This is a genomic window from Rhodospirillaceae bacterium (genome assembly GCA_016722635.1).
Classification (GTDB): Bacteria; Pseudomonadota; Alphaproteobacteria; order JAEUKQ01; family JAEUKQ01; genus JAEUKQ01.
Window position 1 is genome coordinate 400172 of record JADKIX010000011.1, and the last position, 17128, is coordinate 417299.

Below are 17128 nucleotides of genomic sequence, written 5' to 3' on the forward strand. Positions count from 1 at the left end.
CATGACTCTTTCGCATCTTCCTAAAAGAAAACTTCATTTGTCGGTTCGAACGCTCAATAAAAATTGGCACAATGCTGTTCCCCAGCTGCGCCAACATATCAGAAAAGTTTTGGCTAAAAATTGTTTAGGATTTTGTCCTCCGTCCTTCCAAACACTTGCTTTGTCCATCATTCTAACCAATAACTCCCATGTTCAGCAACTTAACCAGCAATACCGCCACCACAATAAACCAACCAATGTGCTATCTTTTTGCTTGCCTCAGCAATATCAAGATCAAGACGGCGAACCTGTTCATTTCTTAGGGGATGTTTTTTTATCTTATGAGACAATAATGGCAGAGGCGGTAGAACAAGACAAAACTTTTAAGGATCATTTTACCCATTTGCTGATTCACGGCTTTCTTCATTTATTAGGATATGATCACCAAAATAAAAATGAGGCGAAAATCATGGAAAAATTGGAAATTGGGGCATTAGCCTCGCTCCATATTGCTAATCCTTATATCACTTCTTTCCCCAACCGATGATGATGGTTCTGTAGCATGTCAGAAAAACATTCTTTTTCTTCCCATCTTAATTCTTCCACTCCCCCTAATCCTGAACCTGGGAAGAAGAGGCTGTGGCAACGTATTTTTAATTTTTGGAAGCGCCGCAATGGGGGGGAAGAATTGCGTGAAGTGATAGAAGACTTGATTGAAGAACATGACGCTGACCCCGATTCCTCGGCATTTGGGGCTGATGAAGGCAGTTTGCTAAAAAACATATTAAAACTGCGTGATTTAACAGCCTATGATGTCATGATCCCGCGAGCCGATATTATCGCCGTACCGCATCACCAAACTTTACAAGAACTATTAAAAGTTTTTAGCCGTGATGGTCATTCCCGGCTGCCTTTATACCGGGACCATCTGGATGAGGTGATTGGGTTTGTCCATATAAGGGATGTTTTGGCTTGCACCATTCATGAGCGCGAATACCAGTTAGAAGCGTTAAAGCGTGATATTTTATTTGTGGCCCCCACCATGTCGGTTTTGGACTTATTGCTTGAAATGCGATTAAGCCGCATTCACATGGCCGTGGTTATTGATGAATTTGGTGGTACGGATGGGCTGATTACCATCGAGGATGTCATTGAAGAAATTGTTGGGGATATTGAAGATGAACACGACGTGCCGGAGACCCCCGGTTTAATCCATCGCTCCGACGGATCATGGTTGGCGGATGCACGGCTATCCATCGAGGAATTAGAACAGCAAGTCGGCAAGGTTTTAACCGCCGAGGAAGAAAAGAAAAATATTGATACGATTGGCGGGCTGATGTTTTCCCTAACCGGCCGCATCCCTAGCCGTGGCGAATTGATTGTCCATCCTTCCGGATTAAATTTTGAGATTATGGAAGCCGATCCTAGGCGTATTAAGAAACTGCGGATTACTAGGCCAGCGCCAACATATTAAGGGTATTGATGAAACAGGTGACATAATGGGCTTTGATCACAAATCCGGCCAGCGGTGAAAAAATTGGCCATCAAGAAATTCTTAAGCACTTTACTGCTCGCCATCGATCATCGGGGTTGGGCATTACGTTTATTTTTGGCATGTTTAGGGATAGCGTCGACCTTTGCGCTGCCCCCTTTTCATTTTGTCCCTGTCCTTTTACCGACTTTAGCCATTCTTGTGTGGCTGATCGATTTACAAAAAAAGCCGTGGCGGGTTTTTTTGGTTTTATGGTGGTTTGGTTTCGGACATTTTGCGTTCAGCAACGCCTGGATGGCAAATGCCATTTTGGTAAGGTCTGAGGAATTTGGCTGGCTTTATCCCATAGCTTTAATAGGGCCGGGGGCTGTTCTGGCAACCGCCCCGGCTTTATTATTTATGATCCTATGGCGCGTTGGCTGGCCCTACGGTATGGCCAGAATTTTATTGCTGACCTTTGCCTGGTCTTTAGCGGAATGGTTGCGTTGCTGGTTTTTGACCGGCTATCCTTGGAATTTAATCGGCTATGTTTGGTCCGCAAACTTAGCGATCCTTCAAAGTGTCAGTGTTATCGGGGTTTTAGGGCTTGGTATGCTTACCTTTTTCAGTGCGGCCACGCCAGCGTTATTTTTTGACCTGCGCATTAACAGTCATCAAATGATCATCAACCGCCCATCAAAATGGCTGGTTATACCATTGGTTACGTTGTTGTGGGCCGGAATGGCTTTATATGGTGGGTACCGGTTAACCCAGTTTCCAACAACCTATGTGACGGATGTTGTCTTGCGGCTGGTTCAACCGGCTATTCCCCAAGAAGAAAAAATTAACTCTGAATATTATAGCAGAAATCTACAACTGTATCTGTCGCTAACTTCACAAACCCCAGGGTTTGAAAAAGTTACCCATGTTATCTGGCCCGAATCTGCTGTCAGTTATTCCTTAGAGCGTTATCCTCAATTACAGGAGGTGCTGGCGCAAGTTGTTCCCTTAAAGGGTAAATTAATTTTTGGTGCCAATCGGCTGTTGTGGGAACAAGATTCGGTTACCCAAGCATGGAATAGTCTTTATGTGCTTGATGATCAAGGTAAGATTGTTGCTTATTATGATAAAGTTCACCTAGTGCCTTTCGGGGAATATGTGCCGCTGCGCCCCTGGCTGCCTTGGCTGAATAAAATTACCCCCGGGGCACTGGATTTTTCCTCAGGCTTGGATCATGTAACCATGTCCTTTTGGGGTGACAAACTTCCCCCTTTTAGTCCTTTAATTTGTTATGAAATTATTTTCCCAGGCCAAATCAAAGCAGCAGGGCAACAACCGGAATGGATGTTAAACATTACCAATGATGGCTGGTTTGGTAACAGTGATGGGCCTTATCAACATTTTGCCATGGCGCGCGTCCGGGCGGTTGAAGAGGGGATTCCCCTGGTACGGGCAGCTGCTACGGGAATTAGTGGGGCGGTCGATCCTTACGGACGGATTATTGGCATCCTACCCTTAAATCAGCAGGGTGTCCTGGATGTCCCCTTACCCAAACCGCATCCATCCCCAACCCTTTATGCCCGCTTTGGCAATAATATATTTTTTGGGCTGCTCATTTTATTAGTTTTGTGGATTGTTTTATTGCGGCAAAGGCGGTGATTGCCAAGTGATCAGCCATCATCGAAAATTTTATTTTCTTTTTTTATGAAACAAGATTATTTTTCTTTTATCGACTTAATTTCGTGAAGAAAAAAGATTAAAAAATTTCTTGGGAATAGACAAATAAGCCGTGTTTCTGTGCCTCATACTTGGCAATATAATAGAATCTCCTCACTCATTGAAAAAGGATCTTCGCCGTGCAATTAAAGAAAAAGAAATATTTGTTTACCAGCGAGTCAGTATCAGAAGGCCATCCGGATAAGGTTTGTGACCGTATTTCCGATAGCATTGTGGACGCGTTCTTGGCCGTCGACCCTTACGCCAGGGTCGCTTTGGAAAGTTTGGCAACCACCAACAAGGTGGTTTTAGCCGGTGAAGTGCGCGGCCCCGCCCAAATCAACAAACAAAAAATGCAGGAAGTCACCCGTCAGGCCATTCGTGATATCGGCTATGACCAGGAAGGGTTTAACTGGCAAACCGTTGACATTGATGTGTATGTGCATAGCCAATCCGCTGATATCGCGATGGGGGTGGACGCAACGGCCGGTAAGGAAGAGGGGGCGGGCGACCAAGGGATTATGTTTGGGTATGCTTGCAAAGAAACGCCGGATTTGATGCCAGCGCCCTTATATTATGCCCACGGCATTTTAAAATCCTTATCGCAAGCGCGGCGCAAAAACAAAAATATGGGTTTGTTCCCGGATGCCAAAAGCCAGGTTACCTTAGAATATGTTGATGGCAAGCCAGTTCGCGCCACCTCGATTGTGGTTTCAACCCAACATCATGCAGATTTAAGCCAGCAGCAAGTGCGCGAAATTGTCCGTCCCCACGTGCTGCAAATATTGCCGAAAGGTTGGATGTGCGAAGAAAGCGAATTTTATGTGAACCCAACGGGGCGGTTTGTGATCGGTGGACCCAATGGGGATACAGGTTTAACCGGCCGGAAAATTATTGTGGACACCTACGGTGGGGCGGCCCCCCATGGCGGTGGCGCTTTTTCCGGCAAGGATCCCACCAAGGTTGACCGTTCAGCTGCCTATGCGGCCCGGTATTTGGCAAAGAATGTGGTGGCTGCGGGGCTTGCCGATTATTGTACGATCCAGTTGGCCTATGCAATTGGGGTTGCTAAACCGCTATCGGTTTACGTCAACACCCATGGCACAGGCAAGGTGGATGAAGACGTATTATCCACAAAGTTACAGCAATTGGTTAATTTAAGCCCACGCGGCATTCGGGAAAAACTGCAGCTGAACCGGCCGATTTACGCCCGCACCTCTGCTTATGGCCATTTTGGTCAAAAACCCCAGGCAGATGGCGGATTTTCATGGGAGAAACTGGATTTGGCCGAGGAACTGAAATCGGCTTTTTAAAGATGTCTATTCCCTCGATTGACTCGCGCTTTTATGGCCGCCGGAAAGGGCGGCCGATGCGCGTCCAGCGGCAGCATGATTTCAATGAATTGTTGCCAAAATTTTCTTTCGAATTGCCTGCAGCGCCGTTTAATCCAGCTGTTTTGTTTCCTTTTCCTGTACACGGGATGTGGCTGGAGATCGGTTTTGGTTTCGGGGAGCATTTGGCCGAAATGGCCAAATCTTTCCCTCAAATCGGTATGATCGGTTGTGAAGTGTTTGAAAATGGGGTGGGGAATTTGCTGTCCACCATTGGGGAAAAACAATTGCAAAATATCCGGATTTTCCCCAAGCCTGCCCAACCGTTACTCAAAATGTTACCGGAACAATCAATCGACCGGATTTTTTTACTGTTTGCCGATCCTTGGCCGAAAAAACGTCATGCCCGCAGGCGTTTTGTTAACCCCGAGAATCTAGCTTTATTGGCAAAAATCTTAAAAGACGGCGGTGAATTTCGTTTAGCCAGCGATGACTACGGCCTGATTACCTGGATTTCTGAACATATGTTGAAAAATCAAGATTTCCGTTGGTTGGCTGAAAGTGCGGATGATTGGTTAAAAAGGCCCGAGGGTTGGCCAGCCACCCGTTATGAGGAAAAGGCCATTAATAAAGGCATCCAACCCGTCTATTGGCGGTTTGAGCGGACAGCCAGAAAATAGATTTTGTTTTCTTAAGAAACCCTATTGGTCTTTTTTATGATAATAAGGTGGCGGTGTCTTGTTTAGACTTATCTACGCCAGCCCCTAAAATATTTCTCCTAGATGTCCAACCGCTTTGAGGCGGCCTCAATCTGTTGCCTTAGGGTGCTAAGGAATTGTTGCTTATCCAATCCCGGGGGCAAGGGGGATAGGAATTCCATGGTAATAGTGCCTGGGTATTTCAGCAAACTTTTGCGGCGCCAATGTTTCCCAGAATTCAAAGCCACCGGCACAACCGGTACGTTTAAATGTTGGTATAAAGCGGCAATACCGGCATGGTAAGGCCCTGTCTGCCCAGGGGGCATGCGGGTGCCTTCGGGGAAGATGACGATTGAACGGCCTTGGGTAAGACGCAGGCGGGCATTTTGCAGCAATTGCTGCATGCTGCGCCGGCGTTCGCGCCGGTTAATGGAAATCATGTTTAACCCCCACATAAACCAGCCGAATAAAGGCACCCATAATAATTCCCGCTTCAACACAAAAGCTGGCTGTTTGCTGACCAGCAAAAAAGTCAGTGTTTCCCAAGCTGATTGGTGTTTGACTGCAAAAATCACCGGGGTGTTGGGAATATTTTCTAATCCCTTAAATTGATGGCGGATTAAGGTAATTTCCTGAAGCAACCAACAAGTCACCCGCACCCACAGTCGGCCACATTCAAAGGTTGCTTGCCTTGAAAGGGGTAAGCAAGGCAAAGAAATGGTCATAATCAAAAAACTCCAGCCATAAAAAGCGATGGTAAAACTAAGGGAGCGCAGCCAAGTTTCTTGTTTTTCGGATAATAAGCCACGGGACTTAGGGAAGGGTTTATTTGTTTTTTGATCCATTGAGGTTACCAAATTTCTTCTAGCCATTGGCGGGCGGCAACGAGCAGGAATTTGTTATATTCTTCGGCTAATTTCCACAGATATTTGACGTTGATTTTGCCATCATCAACCGATTTAAGGAAATCGGAAGGTACAGATGAGTAATATAATTTGGTATGGGGCAACGCCATTTGCAGTTCTGTCATGCTGCGCAACAAATGGTAATCAGATGTAATGACCAGCAATTCTTGATATCCATGCCGCTCCACCCAATATTTGGTTTCTTTAGCATTGCCGATGGTATCACGCGCTTCATATCCCAAATCAATACAGCAGGATAGCCAATTGATATTTTCCCCAGTCAAGGCAGAAGAGGCAGGGGTTAGGATGGCGGGTAAGGATACAGATGGGTCGACCCCTGAAATCAACAAGCGTTCAACCTGATTGGTAAGTAGAAAATTAATCCCTTGTTCTATGCGGCGAAAGCCTGGCCCCCCTGTTAAAATCACCCCGCTTTGAAAACGGGTGGTTGGTAAAAAATTATCGTGACGGGGACTTTGGTTGATATAACCTACAAAACCCATGACCCAAAAAACCGCTAGCAAAAAAACCGTCCTGCAAAATCGGCAGCGAAATAATAAGGACGATAGAAATCCTCGCATGATCCATCCTCAATGTTATATCAAGAGAGTGAGCGTAAAACGGTATAGCGCGCCGTAAGCATTGCAATAATCCCTGCTGAAACCGGTAAAAGCGATAACAGAACCCAATGCCAAAAAGATAAGGTCAGTTTTGGTAGGATGATAGAGCTTAGGGAACCCAGCACATATTCGATTGCCAGCAAAGTCAACCCCGCCAGGCAAGCCCCAATGATGCCGCCCATGATTCCCAAGCGCAGCGAATGGTTCTGGAATTGCTTGGCGATATAGCGATTAGGGGCGCCCACCAAATGCACAACATCGACAATACGCCGGTTGATGGCCAAACCTGTGCGGGTAACGAAAATCACCGTAATAACGGTGGCCGCCTCAACCACCAAAATCAAAAAATAAGACAGGCCTTGTAAGGATTCGGCAAAACTGAGCAATTCGGATAACCAGCCTTGATGGTCGTCTAACAATATGTCTGGTGAAACTATCGCTAAGGATTTCCGCAATTCTGCAATGCGGGCCGGGTTGGTTGATTGATATTCCACCGCAATCAGGTCAGGGATAGGCAATTGTTGGAAATTGCTGTTGTTACCCAACCAAGGTTCCAGCATTTTCGCCGTTGTTGCAGGGTCAATGATTGCTGCTTTGGTAACCCAGGGAGTGGTGCGGATAACCTGCAAGGCTTTTTCCCGCAAAACGGTTTGCTCCGTGGCCATTGATGGCGGCGGCAGCATCACGGTCATACTGCCCTGCAAGCCGGTGTTCCAACGGGCGGCCAGGCGGTCAAGGGCTAAACTGCTGGCCAAGGCCAACATGCCGATATACACCATAAACGCCATAATCCAGGGCAAAAAGCGGCCCGAGGAATCTTGGCCAAGCGGCAGGGTAACGGAAAAAAAGCCCATGTTAACTAACTCCGGGCGGCAGGAAAGATAACTGCCCGTTATGGATATGCATTTGCGGATAGGGAAAGCTATGGATCAAATTTTCACTATGGGTGGCAATAATAATGGTTGTGCCGGTTTTATTAAGTTCTTCAAACAAATACATGAGACGCATGGACATCGGCTCATCCAAGTTACCGGTCGGCTCATCCGCCAGCAGTAAACTGGGGCGGCTGATAATCGCCCGGGCAATCGCCACCCGTTGCTGTTGCCCGCCGGATAGCGTGCGCGGGTAATTGTAAAGATAGTCAGCTAACCCCACCCAAATTAGCAATTCGGATACATGTTCCCGAACTTGGGCTTCCGAGACGCCGATCACCCGTAAGGGCAAGGCCACATTATCAAAAGCGGTTAAGTTATCCAAAAGGCGGAAATCCTGGAAAACCACCCCGATCCGCCTGCGGATCAACGGATATTCCTGCCGCCTTAAACGGATGACGTCACGGCCGAATAATCGCAAAGTCCCTGCGGATGGCTGTTGACCCAAATACATCATCCGCAACAGGGATGATTTGCCAGCACCAGAGGCGCCGGTCAGGAAATGGAATGTTCCGGGGGTCAGGGTAAAAGAAATATCCCGCAATATTTCCGGCTCATTGCCATAACGCATGGATACATGTTCAAATAAAACCAACATCACTCCGTATAGGTAAAAATCCACCAAATGATTGCTTGCTTCAGGCGAATCGGCACAGTATAAAACATTAAATAACGCGCATCAGATTTGGATTATACGTTGTTTGATCAATTTCTAGCAAATTTTTTACCAAATGATAACAAAAATAATCAGCTATTATGGTGATTAACGGATGATTACCACTTGTCCAGCGTGTCATACAGGTTATTTAGTTGCGGATCATCTCCTGGGCCTACAGGGCCGGACGGTGCAATGTGCCCGTTGCCAGCATCGTTGGTGGCAAGAACCTGCCGATCCGCACAAAAACGGTATCCCGCTGCCAGAAATGGGGGATACCCACAATAAAAGCGGTCATGGCGGCGATGAAACCCCGCCCCCAGCCTTTACTTCCAATAGCACATCAGCCAATGATTCGCCAATGGTTGCAGATTTGCCCAGAAAAATCCAATTGCCAGCAATTTTTAAGCCGCCTGTCCCTAAGCGCTGGATATTTAGGACTTGGGGGAAAGCCTGCATCGGATTAGGGATTGGTATTTTGGTTTTATTAGGGTTGCAACGCCCGCTGATTAAAATATGGCCGGGTTTGAATGCGGCGTATGGCTGGATAGGGTTGGGTATTATCGGGGCTGGGCTTGAGATTACCGATGTCCGCATCTTGCAAACGCCGCCAAGTGATACGCCGGAACTGGCGCCACTTGCTACCCTGGTTGTCGAAGGCCGGATTGTCAATTTAACCCACTTACCCCAACCGCTTCCTCCCTTGCGGGTCATTGTGAGGGAGGAGGGGACAAACAATTGGTTGCAAGAATGGACTTTTCACGCCCCTGTTAAGGAACTAGCGCCCCTGCAATCAATTGTGGTGCAATCCACCCTTTATCACCCGCCAGCTACCAAACTATATGTTCAGCTTGAATTTGCCGACCCGACTAGTGGACGTTAAGCGTATCAGCAAAATTACGAATTGCGAAACATCTCTTGGTACAAGGGAATGTTCTTGATAGGAGGCCAAGGGGGAACAGGGCAACAGCTTTGCCCATTTGATCAAAAGTCAATCAAAATATTGTCTGTCTGCCGTTCTTAAAGGTACAAGGATGGACTTTAAAACAATTGCAGCAACCGTTGCAGATATTCGCGTTCAATGGCTGGGCGGCTTAAATCAGCAGCGCGGCGACGCAATTCTTCCAAAATATTTCGGGATTTTTGCATCGTTTGGGCATCTGGGATTTTAACCTGGCCTTCATCCATCCGTCCTTGTCCGGGATCTTGGCGGCCAAGCGGGTCACGTCCGCCGTCATTACGGCGGACTGTTTGATTGCCGTTGGGGTCAAGCCTTTTTGCCAGCATTTCCCCTAATTCCCGGCTGCCGTTTTGTAACTGCTCAAGCGCCCGCCCCATGGCTTCCCCTGCGGCGTCTGGATTACCTTGGCGGAAGGCTTGTTCTGCTTCGCGCATGGCTTGCTCAGCCTCGCCAAAACTTTGAGGGATGTCCCCAAGCAATTCGCCCATTTGCCGCATTTGTTCGCCCAATTGTTCCCGAAGTTGCTGTTGCTCTTGGGCATTGTCGCGATTTTGGCCAGGATTATTTCCTTGTTGGGATTGCCCAAAACTGCGATCCATCAGGTCTTGCTGATCTTGCATCAAACCATTCAAGCCCTTATTCAACTGCGATTCCGGGGAAGGCAGTGGATCGCCATTCTGCCTTGAGTTTTGGCCCGTTTGAGGGTTACCTGACCCTTGGCCTTGGCCGGGTGAGGGGGTCAAATTATCCATCAATTCTTCTAACTGTGACAACATATCTTGTGCAGCCTCCCGGGCGCCGCTGCGTGCCATATTTTCCGCCTGGTCCAACATACGCTGCAAATCTTCTTGGGTGATCGTTTGGCCGTTGCCGCCATTTTTAAACTGGCCGTTACCCTGTTGCGCTTCGCCTTGGTCTTGCCCCTCTTGCTCAGCATTTTGCTGGTCTTGCTGGGCTTTATCTTGCATCGATGACATGTAATTGTTCATCGCCTCCCGCAATTCCTGCATACGTTCTTGTAATTCCTGGTCAGATGCCCCGTTGTTCAAGGCTTCCTGCATATTTTGTTGGGCATTCCGCAGCTCTTGTTCGGCGTCGGATAAATTGCCGTCCTCAATTCTTAAAGCCACTTTCCATAAAATATCTTGCACTTCAGGGATTGCCTTATCGCCCTGGTCTTGCAACAAACGTTCCAATGATGACCGCAGGCCTAAAGTGACTAGGCTGTCATCTCGGTATTCAGCAGGTTGGCTGCTGATATGATGCAAAGACATCGCAACCGGCAGGCGCATTTCCTGGTTATAGATCAGGTTTAACATCCGCCTTTGGATAATAACAGCTTGTGCTAAGGGATGCTTGAATTGGCGCTGCGGCAGTAACATCTCAACGGGTTTGCTGCGGCCGAACTGGCCGCTACTGTCGGTTGCGATTAACTGAACCTTTACGGGCAATCCCGCCCAACGATGGGCGGCGCTGTCATATAATTTACTGCCCTCCACAATCTTGGAATTATTTTTTGTGACGACCGGTAATACCACCTCTATCGTTTCTTGTTGATCAGAATGGGCTTGATCGTTGAGCAAGGTGATGATCGCTTTGACCGATTGCAATTGATAATCATCGCTGGCAACATATTTCAAATCCAAACGCCCACGGCCTGTGCCGGTTGGTTGTTTAGCGAAAGAAATAACGGGGGGGGTATCCGGCATAATACGGATGCTCCATTCCCCCAATAATTCTTGACCTTGCTTAAGGGTAATACGGGTACCCACCAGTAACAAACCTTTTCCTTGGAAAGTACCGTTCGTAATTTGTTGGATTGATACGGGGATATCACCACCCATGACATCGGGGGCTAACCCGTTGCCCCCACTTAACCCGATGTTAAGCACGCTGCCCTCAGGAATTTCAAGAGTGGCGGTTTTATTACCTGCCGATGGCTTAACAAAAGGGTGATCAGCCGTTGCTAAAAAAATAGGGGATTGCCCCGTATAAGCGGGGGGGGAGATCCAAATATCCAATAATAAAGGGGTTTTGGCGAGAGGTAGCCCAGGATCATTGGGTGAAGCTTGTGGTAGGAACAGGGCTTGCTGTAACCGTTGCCAAGGGCTGCTGTTTGGCAAGAAAATGGCCAGGAATAGGGCAGCCACCGCCAACCCCCGCAATCCGAAGGGATCGCGACGAAATAAGCGTGGCCTTGGGGTTACGGCTTGCATAGTGCCGATTTTATGGATGAGTTGTTGCTGGTGGGCTTGCCATAAAACTTGCGAAAAACCATCATCGGCGCCGCCTGCCAAACGGTCATGCAATTGGCTAACCGGGTGGCCACTCAATTGATTTTCTTGTTCCAGGCGGCGGTGAATTTCAGCAGGGGCGGGTTTTCGGCTGGTCCGCCACCAATATGTCACACTTCCGACCAATCCAATCCCTAAAAGGGCTAGCAAGCCCCCATGTGCCCAACCTGGTAATAAGGGCAGTAAACCTGAAAATAATAGGGCAAAACCCAAGCATAGGCTCAGTAAAAATGGCCAGCTTTCATACCAGGCTTTTTCCCACCACAAAGCCCTTGATGATTGCCGCAAACGCTTGAGGATAGATGAAGGCAATAACGGCCCCCCTGCTGACGGCGGGGCTTTTTGATTGGGCTGTAATACAGAACGGCGCGAATGTGACATGTCCTTCCTCACTTCAACCAAATAGCTTACCTTAACCAATCCGGTAATTGATCGTACCCCAGCAATGTATCATAATTCAAACGCGGACGCACTATTTTAAATTGGTTGCCTTTAACCAGTATTTCAGGGGCCAATAACCGGCTGTTGTAAGTGGAGGCCATGGCGGCCCCATAAGCGCCAGCTGATAAGATGGCCACCAAGTCACCTGGTTGGACAGGCGGAAGGGGGCGTTGGCTGGCAAAAGTATCTCCCGTTTCACAAACTGGCCCCACGATATCATATAACTGGTAGGGCTGATTTTCTTTGGGTTGTTGAACCAGTTGGAATTCATGCCACGCGTCATAAAGGCTAGGCCGCAATAAATCATTCATGGCAGCGTCAATAATTAGAAACTGCCGGGTTTTCCCTTTTTTGACATATAAAACCCGTGAGATCAAAACGCCCGCATTGCCAACCAAATACCGTCCGGGTTCCACCAGCAACTGGCAATTGAGGGGGGTAATCCATTTTTCAATCAGGGCGGCGTAAGAAGCTAAGGAAGGCGGGGTTTCGCCCCGGTAAGGAATGCCAATGCCGCCCCCCACATCAATCCTTTTGACGGGCAGATTTTTTTGACGTAATTCGGCAACCAGTTGGCCGATACCCGCAAAAGCTTTATCAAATGCAGAAAAATCCGTGATTTGTGAACCGATATGGACGGCCAGTCCCATCACATCTAACCCGGGTAAATGTTGGGCGGCTTGGTAAAGGGCTGTAATATGCTGACGGTCGATGCCGAATTTATTTTCGGCCTTGCCGGTCGATATCTTCGCGTGGGTTTGGGCATCCACATCGGGGTTAACGCGCAAGCAAATGGCAGCTTTCTTCCCTATTTTTTCTGCCAGCTGGGCCACCAGCATTAATTCGGGTTCGGATTCGATATTGAATTGAAAAATATTTTGCTGTAAGGCAAAGGTAATTTCTTCAGCGGTTTTGCCAACCCCTGAAAAAACAATTTTACTGGCGGGGATGCCAGCCGCTAGGGCGCGACGCAACTCACCACCAGAAACCACATCAGCCCCCGCGCCCAATTGCCCGAAGGTTTTAATCACGGCTTGGTTGGAATTGGCTTTAACCGCAAAGCAGATCAGGGGAGAAAAGCGGTGCAGGGCTTGGGCCAGTTGTTGATATTGTTGGGCCATATACCCGCTCGAATAACAATAAAAAGGCGTACGCACCTTTTCAGCGAGCGTAGCCAAGGAAACATCTTCAACATGCAAATTTTGCTGATGGTAATGAAACATGGCATCCTTTAGGGAATGAAGGGATAGGTGCGGGGATAGGCGGGACCTGCATCCTGTGGCGGGTTCACATCACCCTTTAAGCCGCAGGCGGATAACCAACAGAAATTGCTGAGTAATAGGAACAAGGCAAGGCAGCGGGGCATGATCAAAGACCGTTATATATAGGGATTGAACAAAATAACCAGGCTATATAACAGCATCTTGGCAAAATAATCTATGGGAAAATGCTGGGTAATGGATGTTCTGGGGGTAATGGCGAGGTGGGTTCGGCAAAAGAATATATATGTATGGGTATCAACTTTTCCTTGAAAGGTTTGTCCAATGCAATAGGGAGGACTTGGCAAGCCTGTCATGTTATCCACGGATGTCCCGAGTGTTTTCTATCAATCTACGCCAGCCCCTAAAAATAGTAGCTAAATATAATAAAATTTGATAGCATGCCCCATAGCTATTTTAATAATGGCCCCGTATGGTCCGTATTTTCCTGGCTTTTTCACACAGATTTTAAGGAGAGATTAATGACCCACTTCCTATCGCCCAAAGCATGTTTTGTTACCATGACCTCGGTTGCCGCTTTAATGGTTCTTGGTCTTTCTGGCACATCTGCCCAAGCTGCTTGTGTGAAAGCTGGAAACTTGTGACATGTAGTGGAGTGAGCGCACCATATTCTGACGCAGTCCCAGATATTACTGTGGAGGTGGAGGACACCGCCAAAGTAAATGCAGGCGGAGGTTCAGCTATTGCTTTGTCTGGCGGGGGAGGGACAGTTATCAATGCGGGTGAGATCCTCGCTGGCATTGGGTTTAATGGTGTTTTTATTAATAAGGGTGGAAAAATACAAAACGTTAAGGATAGCGTTTTTAAGAATGGAGTTATTAGCGGGGGGACAGGCGCTGCTATTATCGCTCAGAATGGTAAGGTAGTGATAGAAAATGATGGGGTGATTAACAACGCTAAAAAAGATGCCATCATCATTGAGTTAGGCAGTCATAACTCAGAAATTACTAATAATGGGAAAATTACTGCTTTCGGCATAGGCATAAGTCTGAAAGGCGTTGATAACACCACTATCATCAATGAAAGCGGTGCAGAGATTACAGCTGATACAGGGGTCTGGGTAGACTCGGCCATGAGGCAAGAGACAACTATTATCAACGATGGTGACTTGAAGGGAACCAGATTTGCTATTGATGGTAGTGATGGTAATGAAATTATTACCAATAATGGTTCAATAAGAGGTGCCGTGAGGTTGGGAAATGGGGATAATACACTACATAATCACTGGGCGATTTACAACGGTGATGTTACCGGCGGCAGTGGGATTGATAGGGTTGTAAATGATGGCAGTATTTCAGGCAAATTGGGGTTGGGGGCAGGCAATAACGTTGTAAAAAATATTGGAACAGGGATGATTGTACAAGGTATCACAACCCTGGGTGGCAATGACATTATAGAGAATCATGCGGTTATTGGTACTGTTATGTCACCTGTGGTAATTGATTTAGGGAATGGTGATAACACGCTAACTAACGGAGCGACGGGGGTCATTCACGGCGAGGTAATCATGGGAGCAGGGGATGATGTGGTGGTCAATGATGGGGCAATTGCTATTGACCTTATGAACAGGAATGTCAATTTAGGCGAAGGTAACAACAAGCTAACCAATACGGGTCAGTGGGATCCATTGAATGGGATACGGAAGGGGATTTCTGGCAGTGTTTTGGCAGGTGCTGGCAATGATGAGATCATCAATAGCGGTGCTATTGCTGGGAACGTTAATGTAGGAAATGGGAGCAACACCGTTAATAACACGGGGTTGGTGGGGGCATCGATCCTTGGCGGTTTGGGTGGGTTCCATACAGTGACCAATGGAGTGGATGGGAAGGTTTTCGGGAGCGTTGATTTGGGAAATAACGTTGATACCCTGACGAATAATGGCGAGATTAGTAGAGATGTTCTGATGCGGGATGGGAATGATACTGTAGTGAATACAGGGGTGATAGGGGGTAGCATTGATTTAGGAGTAGGGAACGACAACTTAACGTTGAATATGAATATGCGAGTGGGTGGGATTATTGATGGAGGAGTAGGGACTGATACGCTGACGTTAGGTGGGGGGGTGGCGAATCAAAGCCAGACCTTCAGCAATACCGTGAATAATATTGAATCTTTGCAAAAAGTTGGTGCTGGTAGATGGGAATTGGATCGTGATTATAACTTTAGTAACGCAGTAGGGGTGAGGGCCGGTGAGTTACATATTGCCACCAATCGGACCGTGACTACAGCAGGGGTTGTAGTAGGAACTGGAGGGACATTCAGTGGTTTGGGAAGGGTGCAGGGGAGTGTGAACGTACTGGTAACTGGGATTCTTCGTCCTGGAAATGGAACGACAGGCACAGGTACCTTGACGGTAACGGGGAATGTGACGGTGGATGCGGGATCGGTTGTGGAGGTTAGCGTTGGGCCTGGTGCTTTACAGAGCCAGCTTGCGGTAGGGGGGAGTGTGAATTTGGGTGGCAATGGCACATTGACAGTGGCGGTTGCGCCCGGATTGTACAGGAATGGCGCGAGTTATGATGTGATCACGGCAGGAGTGGCGGTGAATGGGCAGTTTGGTTTGACAACATTACCTGCTGGAACGAAGTTTACGAAGTTCAAAGTGAATTATACTGTCCCAAGGGTGGTGCAGGTGCAGGTGGAGAAGATCAATTATGCGACGGTTGGGAACAGTTACAACCAGCGGCAAGCGGGGGATGGGTTATTCCGGGGGATGGCTGGGAGTGGGGCGGGAGTGATATGGAGACGGTAGCGGAGGCGTTTGAGAGATTAGGGGCGAATGATGATGCCTACCGAGCGGCACTGGACAGTTTAAGTGGGGAAGCCTGGGCAGCGATGGGGGAAGTGCGTAGTGGGGTGACACGGAACTTCCGTGCGTTAGGGATGGGCGGATTGATGGGAACTTGGAAGGGGTTGGGGTATGGGGGAATGTGCTGCAGGGGCAGGAGGATGTGAAGGGGGATGGGAATGGGGAGAGGATCCGTGGAGATGTGAGAGGCTTGGTGGGGGGTGTTGAATATGGGTTTGGGGGAGGGAAGGTAGGTGTGATGGTGGGGTATGGGCAGGGGGGATTGAAGCTGGGCGCACGTGGGGAGGGAGAGGTGAAACTGATGATGGGGGGGTATGGAGGATGGAACTTCGGAGGGATTGAGGTGAGTGGGGGAGTGAGTTATGCGTCTGGTAAACAGAAGGTTACAAGAAGCATAGTAGGAAGTTGGTTGCCTAACCAACGGAATATGAGGGGATCGGAGCAGGTGAGGAGTTCGGGATGGATGTGGGGTGGGGTATGGGATCAATTTGGGGATGATCCGTGTGACACCTGAGGTTGGGTTGGAGATGGCGCGTGTATATGAGCAAGGGTTTGAGGAGAAGGGTGGGAACTCGGTGAGCTTAAGTGGGGAGAAGGAGAAGGGATGGGAGGGACGAGGGCATGTGAGGGTGGAGGTGAGCGCTGTATTCCAAGCGGGCTTGGTGAGCTTTGAACCGTATGTGAAGGGAGGGTATGAGCGGGTGTTGGTGGGTAAGGGGTATCAAGACCGGGAAGTGTCGTTCCAGCAACCGGGGACGGCGTTTAACGTGCGGTCAACAGACGGCAGCAAGAACATCTATACGGGTGGTGGTGGATTGAATGTGGGTTTTGGGCCTGTGACGGTGGGTGTGGGGTACCAACAAAGCATTGGTGGCAAGAGGGATGAGCGGACGTTCCAAGGATCGCTGGGCATCCGTTGGTAAACTCTAACCACCGATAATCAACTGAACCAAAGGGGGGAGGAACATCGTTCCTCCCCTTTTGCATTGGTTAAAGTACAATATCATCAATAATATCCTGGCCCTCTGTTCTTGCA

At 48.2% G+C, this 17128-nt stretch carries 16 protein-coding genes; 10 read left to right on the forward strand and 6 right to left on the reverse strand.

From position 1 onward, the window contains the following. Nucleotide 1 precedes the first annotated feature (1 nt). The 5 genes from ybeY (at nt 2) to trmB (ending at nt 5177) form a co-directional block, all read left to right on the forward strand. On the forward strand, nt 2-526 hold the full coding sequence (gene ybeY / locus IPP67_09330; protein ID MBL0339339.1) for an rRNA maturation RNase YbeY: 525 nt from the start codon (nt 2-4) through the stop codon (nt 524-526). Between the two features lie 15 nt (nt 527-541). After that, nucleotides 542-1453, forward strand: a complete 912-nt coding sequence (locus tag IPP67_09335; GenBank protein ID MBL0339340.1) for an HlyC/CorC family transporter — start codon at nt 542-544, stop codon at nt 1451-1453. A 63-nt stretch (nt 1454-1516) separates the two neighbouring features. Beyond that, entirely contained in the window at nt 1517-3109 is a 1593-nt protein-coding gene (gene lnt, locus IPP67_09340) for an apolipoprotein N-acyltransferase (protein ID MBL0339341.1), read from the forward strand. A gap of 197 nt (nt 3110-3306) precedes the next feature. Continuing rightward, a complete protein-coding gene (locus IPP67_09345) occupies nt 3307-4479 on the forward strand; it encodes a methionine adenosyltransferase (protein ID MBL0339342.1) in 1173 nt (390 codons plus the stop codon). Nucleotides 4480-4481: 2 nt separating this feature from the next. Beyond that, a complete protein-coding gene (gene trmB / locus IPP67_09350; protein ID MBL0339343.1) occupies nt 4482-5177 on the forward strand; it encodes a tRNA (guanosine(46)-N7)-methyltransferase TrmB in 696 nt (231 codons plus the stop codon). Nucleotides 5178-5275: 98 nt separating this feature from the next. Here the strand turns inward: trmB and IPP67_09355 are convergent, their stop codons facing one another. Genes IPP67_09355 through ftsE form a run of 4 tightly spaced genes read right to left on the reverse strand, consistent with a single transcriptional unit; the run spans nt 5276 to nt 8250 of the window. Beyond that, nucleotides 5276-6040, reverse strand: coding sequence for a 1-acyl-sn-glycerol-3-phosphate acyltransferase (locus tag IPP67_09355; GenBank protein ID MBL0339344.1), 765 nt, complete (start codon nt 6038-6040; stop codon nt 5276-5278). A gap of 5 nt (nt 6041-6045) precedes the next feature. Then, nucleotides 6046-6681 (reverse strand): YdcF family protein, encoded by a 636-nt coding sequence (locus tag IPP67_09360; protein ID MBL0339345.1) that lies wholly within the window; start codon nt 6679-6681, stop codon nt 6046-6048. A gap of 20 nt (nt 6682-6701) precedes the next feature. Continuing rightward, nucleotides 6702-7574: a hypothetical protein gene (locus IPP67_09365; GenBank protein MBL0339346.1), complete on the reverse strand. Its 873-nt coding sequence runs from the start codon at nt 7572-7574 to the stop codon at nt 6702-6704. Between the two features lies 1 nt (nt 7575). Then, a complete protein-coding gene (gene ftsE, locus IPP67_09370; GenBank protein MBL0339347.1) occupies nt 7576-8250 on the reverse strand; it encodes a cell division ATP-binding protein FtsE in 675 nt (224 codons plus the stop codon). Nucleotides 8251-8422: 172 nt separating this feature from the next. Here ftsE and IPP67_09375 point away from each other — a divergent pair, with 172 nt between their 5' ends. Next, nucleotides 8423-9190: a zinc-ribbon domain-containing protein gene (locus IPP67_09375; GenBank protein ID MBL0339348.1), complete on the forward strand. Its 768-nt coding sequence runs from the start codon at nt 8423-8425 to the stop codon at nt 9188-9190. A gap of 158 nt (nt 9191-9348) precedes the next feature. On the opposite strand, the gene IPP67_09380 is transcribed toward IPP67_09375, so the two are convergent. Together IPP67_09380 and lysA are read right to left on the reverse strand one after the other, a co-directional pair. Continuing rightward, entirely contained in the window at nt 9349-11943 is a 2595-nt protein-coding gene (locus IPP67_09380; protein ID MBL0339349.1) for a DUF4175 family protein, read from the reverse strand. A gap of 26 nt (nt 11944-11969) precedes the next feature. Then, the gene (gene lysA / locus IPP67_09385) at nt 11970-13226 is read right to left on the reverse strand and encodes a diaminopimelate decarboxylase (protein ID MBL0339350.1); all 1257 of its coding nucleotides are present in this window, start codon (nt 13224-13226) and stop codon (nt 11970-11972) included. A gap of 652 nt (nt 13227-13878) precedes the next feature. Between lysA and IPP67_09390 the strand changes: the two genes are divergently transcribed. From IPP67_09390 to IPP67_09405, 4 genes are read left to right on the forward strand one after another with little or no spacing between them, the layout of a single operon-like run. Next, nucleotides 13879-16035, forward strand: coding sequence for a hypothetical protein (locus IPP67_09390; GenBank protein MBL0339351.1), 2157 nt, complete (start codon nt 13879-13881; stop codon nt 16033-16035). Further along, nucleotides 16023-16238, forward strand: a complete 216-nt coding sequence (locus tag IPP67_09395) for a hypothetical protein (GenBank protein ID MBL0339352.1) — start codon at nt 16023-16025, stop codon at nt 16236-16238. Before IPP67_09390 ends, IPP67_09395 begins: the two co-directional genes overlap by 13 nt. Further along, nucleotides 16214-16606 carry a hypothetical protein gene (locus tag IPP67_09400; GenBank protein MBL0339353.1) on the forward strand — a complete coding sequence of 131 codons (393 nt, stop codon included), beginning with the start codon at nt 16214-16216 and terminating at the stop codon, nt 16604-16606. The genes IPP67_09395 and IPP67_09400 overlap by 25 nt, the downstream gene beginning before the upstream one ends. Continuing rightward, nucleotides 16587-17015 (forward strand): autotransporter outer membrane beta-barrel domain-containing protein, encoded by a 429-nt coding sequence (locus tag IPP67_09405; protein ID MBL0339354.1) that lies wholly within the window; start codon nt 16587-16589, stop codon nt 17013-17015. Before IPP67_09400 ends, IPP67_09405 begins: the two co-directional genes overlap by 20 nt. The last annotated feature ends 113 nt before the right edge of the window (nt 17016-17128 follow it).